Genomic DNA, 9,365 nt, shown 5'->3' with positions numbered 1-9,365 from the left:
GTAGAGGTACACTTTTTCGACTTTGGCGTCGGGTCGCATCATGGTCGGCGAGCTCCAGAAAGAAATCGGGAGCACAGCATCGGGGATCAGGTAAGCGCTTTGAATGTGGGGTTCATGGAGCGCTTACAAATAATCCTGATACTGGCGACGGCCGTATGTCGAGACTCCTCGGCGGCTTCAGGAGGAGGCACCCCGTACACCCTTCAAAATTACAGTCGAGCGTCTCAGCCCTGAGGAGTAGGCCCGGGGTCAGAGTTTTCGCCGATTCCTTCCTGCGCCTGCGAAGCCTGGCTTACGGCACGTGATCGCCGCATGCGACGAAACGCTCTCGCCACCCGGCGTTTACCCTCGGATCTATCGGTAGCTGTATAGAGGTCTACTTTGAGGCGCTTGGTGCCTGTGAGGCTGGAGAGGCTCTTTTCCACGCCTCCAAGCTACGAGCTATCCCAATCACCGGGTCACGCCCAAGCTCACTAGCTCCAGCGTAGTCAGCCATGTCCAATGGTATAGATATTCGTTTCCCTAGGCTTGTCCTTACTGCCTCGCCGCCACGAAATCGTCACCTCGAACACTTTTCCTGCTCAGGCATGGCTGCCTCCTGCAATAGTTTCCGTGATATCCACCGGATTGATTGTAGGGTGTCCTCAGATTTGAGGACACCCGCTAGAGAAAGATTACGAGCAACCCGCGAACGCTTGACCAACGCAACCCAGAAGGCTATAGCGGCAGCCAATTATGAGGTCCGACCGGTTGACGATGAGCTGCAAAGCAGGTATCGAACTGCTGCGGCCGGCCTCGGAATTCGCGCGACAGCCAGCTAGGCAAACTGCTCCACCACTACGGTCCTACGCCTTCGGGATCAGGGCCCAGATAAAATCGTGAGCGAGAAAAACTGATGAAGGACTATCGAAGCCTTTTGACAAAAGGCCAAAAAATTGGTGGGGCGGCTGTTGGAGGCGCAATCGGTTCTCTAACCGGGCCTGAAGGAAACGTACTAGGTGCTGCCCTTGGAGCTGCGGTAAGCGAAACTTGCGTGATTGTATTAACTGACCTCGCCAATCGGTTCCTATCACCGAAAGAAGAGCAACGAGTTGCAGGTGTTGCCGCACTGAGCATCGACGGTATCCGCGAGCGGCAGCTTTTTGAGCCGATCAGAAGCGATGATTTCTTCGACGACGGAGCCACTACGGTCTCTGCTGCGGAGGAGATTTTCGAGGGTGTTCTACTGAGTGCGAAACAAGAGCATGAGCAACTCAAACTCCCTCTCCTCGCGAAGTTTTACGCCAACCTAGTGTTTGAAAGCTCCATCAAACGCTCAGAGGCAAACTACCTGCTAAGCATTGCTGAGTCGCTGACCTACACTCAACTATGCCTGCTCGGGCTCTGCACTAAAAAACAAAAGCGAGACTACAAGCTCCGAGAACGGTGTTGGATGATTGCAGAAGGAGTTTCTTCAGAAACCGAGAGCCTGGCTGTCCAGGCTGAGGATCTCAAGCAAAGGCAGCTGTTCTACCAGCGCCCACCATCCCCCTGGGATCAGAAGTTCAAAGACACCGAAACGCTACCAAGGTACACCAGCCTCTCCACTGTGGGTGAGCGCCTAGCAAACCTAATGGAGCTTCACAACATCGAGAATGAAGTGCTTAAAGCAGTAGCGGATAACTGGTGATGGATCGAATGCAACAGCAGTGGCACCCACACCGTACCCATGGCTCAGTCTCATTTGCCTTGAATCTGGCTACTGGGGGCAGAAGATATGGCGTCCCAGGGAGGAATTGAACCTGCAACCTTACCCTTAGGGGAGTCCCAGAGGCTCCAAGCCGAAAACGCAGCTCCCTTGTAGCCCTTCCCTCTCCCGCTGAGGAGCATTGCAAGCAGCGACGAGGCGCACTGAAGATGGCAAAATGCTCTATCCAATATTAGGGAGACTCCGAAATGGAACCGGCTTTTTGGATAGGTGTGGGAACTGTGTTTGCCGCTCTCGTAGGCCCGGTTCTTGCGGTTCAGACCCAAAAGTACATAGAGCGCAGGCAGGGCCAGCGCGAACAGAAGATGCGTATTTTCTCAATCCTTATGTCCACAAGAGCGACTCGTCTCTCGCCCATGCATGTGGAGGCCCTCAACATGATTGATCTAGCTTTCGCGGGAGGAGCCCGGAGCCGAAGCTCAACTGAAACTGAGGTCCTTGAAGCCTGGAGAGACCACCTCGATCACCTCAATACGACATGCAACGAGCATACGTTTGAACGCTGGAGGGAAAAGCAGGACGAGAATTTGATCGCCCTGTTGGGTGCAATGGCAACAGACTTGGGCTTAAGGTACGACAGGATCTTGCTCCGCAACGGGGCGTACATTCCGAAGGGCCTTGCCGATATGGAGAACGAGCAGCACCAGGTTAGGCAGCTTGCTCTGAAGGTGTTGTCTGGAGATCAACCGTTGAGTATGAGGGTCACGGAGCTCCCTACGGATCCCGACTTTGCTCAGGCGCAGATAAGCCTGCATGAAGGCGTAGCCCGTATCATTTCCGGGAAAACCACGGTTGGTGTTCATCTTGAGAAATCACCTAAGCAGCCCGACACCGATACTAATGCTTAAAGTGTGTAATGCCATGCTCGTAAGTATGAGTAGGATTGTGAGTAGAAAAAACAACCTACTCAACGAAAGCACCATTTTTAAAGACCCACAGAACTGATTTCGAGTCTCCCTCGGGCACCAAAATCCGGAAAAAACCGACCTTATGGTCGGTTTTTTTGTGCCTGCGATTCACGCCCGACATTGGCGCCGCCCTCCTGACTCCCGCGCCTCCCCACATGCCTGCATTCTATTGGCCGCGCTTGGCACTGGCGCTTAAGCTGTCATTCGTCAGATATATTCCGAAAGTATTGTTAGCGTAATGGCACTTAGCCATAGTAGCGCTCCCTTTTCTCCACGCAATGTGTGTCACATGAAAACAATCGCGCCCTGCATGGCGGCAATGATGCTGCTCAGTGGGTGCAATGGAGTGCCAACGTCTTACGTTTCAGATCCCGTCTACAACCAGGCGTTCGTGGTCACATCAGGTGCCCCGCTGCCCATGTTGCTGATGGCAAGCGCCATCCAGTGGAACGAGGATTACGCAGTAACTGCCAAACACACCCCCTTCCTGCGCAACGTGGTCCACGAGGGCCTGGGTGACGTGGTGTTCTTCAAGCACAAGGCCAGCAACGTGCCGCACTGGCGCCAGTACGTGCCAGGGGAAGCCGTGACGGCGGTGGGCTTCAACAGTTTCATGATGCCGATGCAGGGCAAGGGCCATGCGCTGTCGTCGCTGGTACGGCTTGAAGGTACGCCGGGCAGCGTTTTCTACTCGGTGCACGACGGCCCGATTACCAAGGGTATGTCGGGCGGGCCTGTGTTTGCCGATGACGGCAAGGTGGTAGGCATCAACGTCGCGATCATTCCCACCAGCGAGATCGACGCGGGCAAGCGCCCGGACCTGGTCGGCAAGGACCGTATCAGCGTGTTCATGTCGTTCAGCGAAATCGACAAGGAATGGCGACGCTATCAGTACCTGCTGGCGCACAAGGCCAAGCCCCAGGCACCGGCTGCGATCAAAGGCTACGTGGCGGTGGCCGCCAAGCCGTGAATCGGGGCGCGGTGTTGGATGGAAAGCGGCCTATGATGTGAGGCTGATGGCCTCTTCGCGGGTAAACCCGCTCCCACAGGGCCTGCACAGGATTTGAGCCTTGTGCAGTACCTGGGAGCGGGTTTACCCGCGAAGAGGCCCTGCCAGCCAACGCGAGAAGGACCTGCCATGCACCTGACCCACCGCCCCATCCGGCCAGAAGACATCCCCGTTATCTGCAGCTTCCCGCAGAGCCCGGACGAACTGTTCTACATGTTCCCCAAAGCCACCGCCCCCCTCACCCCCAACCAGCTGAGCGACGCCATAGCCCAACGCAGCGGCTCCACGGTAGTGGAAGGTAACGGCGCTGTCCTGGCCTTCGCCAATTTCTACAAAGCCGAACATGGCGGCGTATGTGCCCTGGGCAACGTAGTGGTGGCCCCCAGCGCCCGCGGCCTTGGTGTAGCGCGTTATCTGGTAACGGCCATGATCGACCTCGCCCGCCAGCAGTACAGCGCCCGGGAGGTCTGGGTGTCATGCTTCAATCACAACACCGCCGGCCTGCTGCTTTATCCACAGCTAGGCTTCACACCGTTCGGCATCGAGGAGCGGCAGTCGTGGGACGGCACGCGGGTAGCGTTGGTGCAGATGAAGCAAATACTGACTTAACCGAGCTGGATCAGCGGGTCATTACATGCGGCCGAACGAGAAGGTCCACCCCCAGAGCACGAATGACCCTCAATACAGTGTCAAAACGAGGCTTCGCGCCAGGGCTCAGCGCCTTGTACAGGCTTTCTCTACCCAGCCCACTCTCCGTAGCAATATGTGTCATGCCCCGTGCACGAGCGATATGGCCAAGTGCTCGAATGATTTTCTCGGTATCGCCATCTGATAGCACCTGGCTAAGGTATTCACTGATTGCCTCATCGCTGCTCAACAAGGCTGCCATATCAAACGGGATCAATTTTTCGCTCATTTCATCTCCTTCAGCAGCTTTCTGGCTTTGAGGATGTCCGCGGCCTGGGTGGACTTGTCGCCGCCGACCAGCAGTAAAACCAACCTCTGCCCCTTTTGCGTGAAATAGACGCGATAACCGGCAGCTACGTCGATGCGAAGCTCACCAATACCGCCTCCAAGCCACTTGAAGTCACCAAGATTGCCCGCCGCTGCTCGCTCCAGCCTACGACCTATCGCCAGCCTGGCCCTCAAATCTCTCAAGCTCTATAGCCAAGCGGCAAAGCTTTCCGTCTGTTCAACGAGAAACATCAAGTGGTCACCCAATCGTATCCTTATGGATACACCCATTCAGGGATTGAAGCGGCCCACTCTGTCGTTTTTGAGCTGAATCAGGAATTCAGGCACATCTGATAGGCTGGTCGGATTTTTCCCTTCGTTTCAGCTACAAAATCCCTTGCAACATTCAACCCTCGAACCTTCGACGAGCCTCGGCGTCCCATCCTGCATCCCCCGCGTTTCGAGGTGCCCCCGCGTGAAAGACGTCATCGCCCGCAAGTACCGCCTGGTGGTGAAGACCATCGGCTATATCGGCTGGTCGCTGTTCTGGCTGCTGATCTGGGATGTGCTGGTCACCCTCGATTTCATGCTGTTCTTGAACAGCAAGTTCACCCTGCCACTGATCCCGCTGACCCTGCTGGGCTCAGCCCTGGTGGTGCTGGTGAGTTTTCGCAACAGCAGCGCCTACAACCGCTGGTGGGAGGCTCGTACCCTGTGGGGCGCGCTGGTGAACAGTTCGCGCAGCTTCGCCCGGCAGACGCTGACGCTGATCGATGACCCGGATGACGGCCTGAACCCGGTCAAGGCCACTCTGCTGCGCCGGCATATCGCCTATGTGAACTGCCTGGCGGCGCACTTGAAAGGCGAAAGCTGCCCGGAGGAGCTGATGGCCTTCATCCCCCCGGCGGAGTTCGAACGGCGCAACCGCTCGAACAATTTCGCCAATGACATTCTCGGCGGCTCGGCAGCCTTGCTGGCGCGGGAATACCAGGCCGGGCGACTGGACAGCATTCGTCTGGCGCGGCTGGAGTCGACGCTGGTAGACCTGTCTAACGCCCAGGGCGGCATGGAGCGGATTGCCAATACGCCATTGCCCTACCCCTACGTGTATTTCCCACGGCTGTTCATCACGCTGTTCTGCCTGATCGTGCCGGTGGGGCTGGTGGAGTCGCTGGGTTGGTTCACGCCGCTGGCGTCGACGGTGGTGGGGTTCATGTTGCTGGCTATCGAGCGCATCGGCACGGATTTGCAGAGCCCGTTCAGGTTCAGTGAGCATCAGATCCAGATGGATACCATCTGCGAGACGATCGAGCGCAACCTGGAGTCGATGCAGCGGGAGGCGCAGTGTGCCGAGGCCGTAGGCGTCTGAGAGATTTTTGGGGATGCCTTGCTACCCCGCCTACCCATCAGGCCCGTACATAACGCTGACGCAATACATCACTCAACAGATCCACGAGCAACACCAACACCAGCATACCGATGATCACCGTGCTGGCCTGGGCCTCCTGGAACAGGCTCAAGGTGGTGTACAGCATCTGCCCCAACCCGCCCGCCCCGACGAACCCGAGCACACTTGCCATGCGGATGTTGTTCTCCCAGCGGTACAAGCTGTAGGCCAGCAACTGCGGCCACAGGTTGGGCAGGGTACCAAAGCAGAACGCCGCCACCTGGCTGCCCCCCTGCAAACGGATCGCCGCCGCCGGCTCGGGCGGGGCGTTTTCAAGCGCCTCGGCAAACAGCCGCCCCAGCACGCCAGCGGTGTGCAACGCCAAAGCCAGGGTACCGGCATTCGGCCCCAGCCCAGCCGCCAGCACAGTCAGCGCTGCCCACACCAGTTCAGGAATGGCACGCAAGGCATTGAGCAGCAAACGCGCGGCCCCTTGCAACGGCCAACCGAAGCGGCCCGCCGCCGGCAGTGCCAGCAACATCCCCAATACCATTGCCAACAAGGTGCCCATACCAGACATGGCCAGGGTTTCCAGCGCCCCGCGCCACACCGCCTTGAGGTGCCCCGCAGACAGATCCGGCTGCAGGAAGCGCCCGGCGTACTCGCCCATCTGCCCCAGCCCGCCATTGCCGACCAGTGCGTGCAGGTCCAGCTCCAAGTATGCGAACGAGGCCACCACCGCTGACACGATGGCACCCAACAGCACCAAGTTGATCACCCGGTTCATGCCAGCCTCCAGCGCAGCAGGCGGCTGAGCAGGTCGGCCAGGATCACCAGCAACAAGAACGTCAACAGCATGCTCGCCACTTGCGCACCCGCAAACATGCGCATCGACAGGTCGATCTGCTGGCCCAGCCCGCCAGCCCCGACAAAGCCCATCACCACCGAAGCCCGCACCGCGCACTCCCAGCGGTACACGGTGTACGACACCACTTCGCTGGCGGCATTGGGCAGGATGCCGTAGAAAAACGCCGCCAGCCGGCCACTGCCCGCCTGCAACAAGGCATGCGCCGGGCGCTGGTCGACCGACTCGAATATTTCGGCGTAAACCTTGCCGAGCATGCCACTGTAGGTGATGGCGATAGCCAGTACGCCCGCCGTCGGCCCCAGCCCCACGGCGCGCACGAACAGCAACGCCCAGACGATCTCCGGCACGCTACGCAGGAAAATCAGCAGCCCGCGCACCGGCAGGCGCAACAGTCGCGACCAGAACCCGGCCCGCCCGCCGCGTGAAGCGGCACGCAAGGACAAGGCACGGCTGGCCAGCAAGCCAGCCGGGATCGCCAACAACAACGCCAGCGCCATGCCGGCAGTCGCCACGGCCAGGGTCTGCAAAGTGGCTTCATACAGTAGCGCAAGAAAATCGGCATCATGTGCCGGCGGCCAGAAGGCGCTGGTAAAGCTGGCAATCTGCTGACGGTTGTCCGCCTGCAACAGCACCCCAGGGTTCAGTTCGCTTGACTGGATAGCCGGCCACAGTACTGCCACCGCCAACAGGGCCAGCAGCAACCGCGGCAGCAGCGCCGGGTCGCGGGCGTCGGCCTTCAGCATCGCGGAATCTGCACGGTCAGGGTCGGCCCCTGGGTTGGCGGCGGAGCCAGTTGTTCGTTGGCGTACAGTGCTTCCAGCAGCTGCTCGGTGACAGCTTCCGCCGGGCAGTCGAACACAACCTGCCCTTCGCGAATACCGATCACCCGCGGAAAATGCGCCAGCGCCAGCTCTACGGCGTGCAGGCTCGCCACCAACGTCACGCCTGTGGCTTGGGCATGGCGATTGAGCAAGGCCAGGCTGTGGTCGGCCAACACCGGGTCCATGGCCGATACCGGTTCGTCGGTCAGCAGCACCTGCGGCCGCTGGTACAACGCCCGAGCAATGCCCACCCGCTGCAACTGGCCACCGGACAACTGCCCACACTGCACGAACAGCTTGTCGGCCAGGCCCAGTTCGGCCAACGCCTGGCGCGCCCCCGGCACATCGCTGGGACACAGCAGGTTGAGCAAACCGCGCAGCGTACCCCACTGCCCCAGGCGCCCCGCCAGCACCGCAGTCACCACCCGCTGACGCGGTGGCAAAGGCGGCGACTGATGCACCAGGCCAACCCGCGCGCGCAGGCGCTGGCGTGCCCTTGCCGAAAGTGTCCAAGGCTGCTCGCCAAGCAACTCCAGGCGCCCACTGCTGGGCTGGATGGCCGTGGCCATCAGGTGCAGCAAGCTGGACTTGCCCGCCCCCGACGGCCCGATGATGGCGACACGCTCGCCCTGCGCGATACGCAGGCTCACCGCGTCAAGCGCGCGTACCTGGCCATGGCGCAGGCTGGCACCGTGCAGATGAATTGCCGCATTCGAAGCTGTCACTTGAGCAGGCCGGCCTCGCGTGCAGCTTGTTCGGTGCCCTTGTAGTTCTCAGGCTTGGTCTCGATGAAGCGGCTGGCGGCCTGCAGGTCAAGGATCGCCTTGTGCTCCGGGTTGCTCGGGTCGAGGTCCAGGAAGGCTTTCTTGATTTTCTGTTTCAACGCCGGGTCCATGTTGCCGCGCACAGTCCAGTTGTAGTCGAAGTAGGTCGGGGTGGTGGCGAACACCTTCACCTTGGTGGTATCGACCTTGCCGGCATCCACCAGCTTCTGCCACACGCTGGCGTTCAGCACGCCACCATCGACCTTGCCAGCCTGCACCCAGGCCACGGTGGCATCGTGGGCGCCGGAATAGGCCACGCGGCCGAAGTACTCCTCAGGCTTGATATTGTCCTGCTTGAGCATAAAGTAACGCGGCATCAGGCTGCCCGATGTGGACGAAATGGAACCGAAGGCAAACGACTTGCCCTTCAGGTCGGTCAGGCTCTTCACGTCGGGGTTGGCGGTGATGAACTTGGAGGTGAACTGTGCGTCCTGCTCACGTTGTACCAGTGGCGTAGCGGTCGGGTCCTTCAGGTGCACCTGAACGAACGTGAAGCCCCCCAGCCAGGCCAGGTCTAGGCGGTCTGCGGCCAGCGACTCGACCACCGCCGGGTAGTCGGCCACGGGTACGAACTTCACGTCCATGCCCAATTGCTTGGCCAGGTACTCACCCAAAGGCTTGAACTTGCGCTGCAGTTCGGTCGGCGCTTCGTCGGGGATGGCGCTGACCCGCAGGGTTTCTGCGGCCTGAACGACAGCGGCACAGCAAGACAGCACGAGGCCGGCGGCGAGCGCCAGGGGGCGGTTGAGCATGGGTGTTCTCCGGTTCAATAGCGGGGAAGTGCCGACACATTTGCCGACACCGGGAATTATAAGAGGCAAGGGCCCAAAGGCCAGCTTTGCTACAA

The 9,365-nt window shown here is 59.7% G+C and carries 11 protein-coding genes; 5 read left to right on the top strand and 6 right to left on the bottom strand.

Annotated features, from left to right (window positions below; translation table 11 throughout):
- Positions 1-895: 895 nt before the first annotated feature.
- From INQ47_RS25020 to INQ47_RS25005, 4 genes are all read left to right on the top strand, one after another.
- Positions 896-1,669, top strand: coding sequence for a hypothetical protein (locus INQ47_RS25020; protein WP_404702846.1), 774 nt, complete (start codon positions 896-898; stop codon positions 1,667-1,669).
- 266 nt (positions 1,670-1,935) lie between these two features.
- A complete protein-coding gene (locus INQ47_RS25015) occupies positions 1,936-2,595 on the top strand; it encodes a DUF6680 family protein (RefSeq protein ID WP_404702845.1) in 660 nt (219 codons plus the stop codon).
- A gap of 382 nt (positions 2,596-2,977) precedes the next feature.
- Positions 2,978-3,625, top strand: a complete 648-nt coding sequence (locus INQ47_RS25010) for a trypsin-like peptidase domain-containing protein (protein WP_404702847.1) — start codon at positions 2,978-2,980, stop codon at positions 3,623-3,625.
- 168 nt (positions 3,626-3,793) lie between these two features.
- Positions 3,794-4,273 (top strand): GNAT family N-acetyltransferase, encoded by a 480-nt coding sequence (locus INQ47_RS25005; RefSeq protein ID WP_404702844.1) that lies wholly within the window; start codon positions 3,794-3,796, stop codon positions 4,271-4,273.
- Positions 4,274-4,283: 10 nt separating this feature from the next.
- Here INQ47_RS25005 and INQ47_RS25000 read toward each other — a convergent pair whose 3' ends face one another.
- Together INQ47_RS25000 and INQ47_RS24995 are read right to left on the bottom strand one after the other, a co-directional pair.
- Entirely contained in the window at positions 4,284-4,580 is a 297-nt protein-coding gene (locus INQ47_RS25000) for an addiction module antidote protein (RefSeq protein ID WP_404702843.1), read from the bottom strand.
- Positions 4,577-4,822 carry a type II toxin-antitoxin system RelE/ParE family toxin gene (locus INQ47_RS24995; RefSeq protein WP_392525231.1) on the bottom strand — a complete coding sequence of 82 codons (246 nt, stop codon included), beginning with the start codon at positions 4,820-4,822 and terminating at the stop codon, positions 4,577-4,579. The genes INQ47_RS25000 and INQ47_RS24995 overlap by 4 nt, the downstream gene beginning before the upstream one ends.
- A gap of 271 nt (positions 4,823-5,093) precedes the next feature.
- Between INQ47_RS24995 and INQ47_RS24990 the strand changes: the two genes are divergently transcribed.
- Positions 5,094-5,987: a bestrophin family protein gene (locus tag INQ47_RS24990; RefSeq protein WP_252458443.1), complete on the top strand. Its 894-nt coding sequence runs from the start codon at positions 5,094-5,096 to the stop codon at positions 5,985-5,987.
- A gap of 37 nt (positions 5,988-6,024) precedes the next feature.
- Here the strand turns inward: INQ47_RS24990 and phnE are convergent, their stop codons facing one another.
- From phnE to INQ47_RS24970, 4 genes are read right to left on the bottom strand one after another with little or no spacing between them, the layout of a single operon-like run.
- Entirely contained in the window at positions 6,025-6,792 is a 768-nt protein-coding gene (gene phnE / locus INQ47_RS24985; RefSeq protein ID WP_404702842.1) for a phosphonate ABC transporter, permease protein PhnE, read from the bottom strand.
- A complete protein-coding gene (locus tag INQ47_RS24980; protein ID WP_003248575.1) occupies positions 6,789-7,616 on the bottom strand; it encodes an ABC transporter permease in 828 nt (275 codons plus the stop codon). Before INQ47_RS24980 ends, phnE begins: the two co-directional genes overlap by 4 nt.
- Positions 7,610-8,419: a phosphonate ABC transporter ATP-binding protein gene (locus INQ47_RS24975; RefSeq protein ID WP_404702841.1), complete on the bottom strand. Its 810-nt coding sequence runs from the start codon at positions 8,417-8,419 to the stop codon at positions 7,610-7,612. The genes INQ47_RS24980 and INQ47_RS24975 overlap by 7 nt, the downstream gene beginning before the upstream one ends.
- Positions 8,416-9,270 (bottom strand): putative selenate ABC transporter substrate-binding protein, encoded by an 855-nt coding sequence (locus INQ47_RS24970; RefSeq protein ID WP_252458447.1) that lies wholly within the window; start codon positions 9,268-9,270, stop codon positions 8,416-8,418. The genes INQ47_RS24975 and INQ47_RS24970 overlap by 4 nt, the downstream gene beginning before the upstream one ends.
- Positions 9,271-9,365: the final 95 nt, after the last annotated feature.

It is taken from the genome of Pseudomonas sp. 3HC3 (assembly GCF_044904505.1).
GTDB classification, from domain to species: Bacteria; Pseudomonadota; Gammaproteobacteria; order Pseudomonadales; family Pseudomonadaceae; genus Aquipseudomonas; species Aquipseudomonas putida_Y.
Note: the sequence above shows the minus strand (reverse complement) of the source record. Positions and strands in the feature narration are given on the sequence as shown.

Coding starts and splice junctions, on each gene's coding strand:
- INQ47_RS24970 (WP_252458447.1), bottom strand. CDS start 9,270: ATGCTCAACCGCCCCCTGGCGCTCGCCGCCGGCCTCGTGCTGTCTTGC.
- INQ47_RS24980 (WP_003248575.1), bottom strand. CDS start 7,616: ATGCTGAAGGCCGACGCCCGCGACCCGGCGCTGCTGCCGCGGTTGCTG.
- INQ47_RS25005 (WP_404702844.1), top strand. CDS start 3,794: ATGCACCTGACCCACCGCCCCATCCGGCCAGAAGACATCCCCGTTATC.
- INQ47_RS25020 (WP_404702846.1), top strand. CDS start 896: ATGAAGGACTATCGAAGCCTTTTGACAAAAGGCCAAAAAATTGGTGGG.
- INQ47_RS25000 (WP_404702843.1), bottom strand. CDS start 4,580: ATGAGCGAAAAATTGATCCCGTTTGATATGGCAGCCTTGTTGAGCAGC.
- phnE (WP_404702842.1), bottom strand. CDS start 6,792: ATGAACCGGGTGATCAACTTGGTGCTGTTGGGTGCCATCGTGTCAGCG.
- INQ47_RS25015 (WP_404702845.1), top strand. CDS start 1,936: ATGGAACCGGCTTTTTGGATAGGTGTGGGAACTGTGTTTGCCGCTCTC.
- INQ47_RS25010 (WP_404702847.1), top strand. CDS start 2,978: ATGCTGCTCAGTGGGTGCAATGGAGTGCCAACGTCTTACGTTTCAGAT.